2 tRNA genes and 1 rRNA gene are annotated in these 766 nt (G+C 45.4%); all 3 read right to left on the reverse strand.

Annotated elements, in window-relative coordinates:
• Window positions 1–449 precede the first annotated feature (449 nt).
• A tRNA-Ala gene (locus DW959_RS13995) sits at window positions 450–522 on the reverse strand.
• Between the two features lie 10 nt (window positions 523–532).
• Window positions 533–606, reverse strand: a tRNA-Ile gene (locus DW959_RS14000).
• 56 nt (window positions 607–662) lie between these two features.
• A 5S ribosomal RNA gene (gene rrf, locus DW959_RS14005) occupies window positions 663–766 on the reverse strand; the annotation flags it as partial.

The raw sequence follows: 766 nt of genomic DNA on the forward strand, positions 1-766 counted from the left end.
CTTATCACGTCTTTCTTCGGCTCTCAGTGCCAAGGCATCCACCCTGCGCTCTTTCTAACTTAACCTTACAGCATACGTAGCTTGATATGCTGTGGTCCGTTGCTATCTTCCGATAACTTGATTCGCGTTTGTTTCAATCTTTTGAAACGTTTCTTGGATTATTTGATGTCTTGTTAATTATTAATGGCTTATTAATAATATCTCTTTTCTTTCTGTATGAAATTCTCAAGGTACACATTGAGCACTTAGCGAGGTTATCCTCTTTTGTACTCTTTTATGAAACATAAGATTTACTCTGCAAGTTTATCACTCGCTTCCGGGATTCGTAAGCTCCGCTTACTTCATCACGGACATTCTACGAATGTCCTCCTGTTTGTCCATCACCTCATCGAAGAACAAGTTCTTCATGAGCTGCTTTCCAAACACCGACCGCTCGTCCTATGTTTCCGTGGAGATAACGAGATTCGAACTCGTGACCCCCTGCTTGCAAGGCAGGTGCTCTCCCAACTGAGCTATACCCCCATTTGGTTCATGGGCTTAAATGGACTCGAACCATCGACCTCACGCTTATCAGGCGTGCGCTCTAACCAGCTGAGCTATAAGCCCATCTTATCTTCATGCTTACCTGAATAAGCATATTGACCATTTCTGATCAAGCTTGGAGCTGGCAGCCACCTACTCTCCCACACCGTCTCCAGTGCAGTACCATCGGCCGCTTACGTCTTAACCGTCGTGTTCGGGATGGGTACGGGTGTTTCCCATAAGC

It is taken from the genome of Clostridium sp. AM46-21, from assembly GCF_003480025.1.
GTDB lineage: Bacteria > Bacillota > Clostridia > Lachnospirales > Lachnospiraceae > Coprococcus > Coprococcus ammoniilyticus.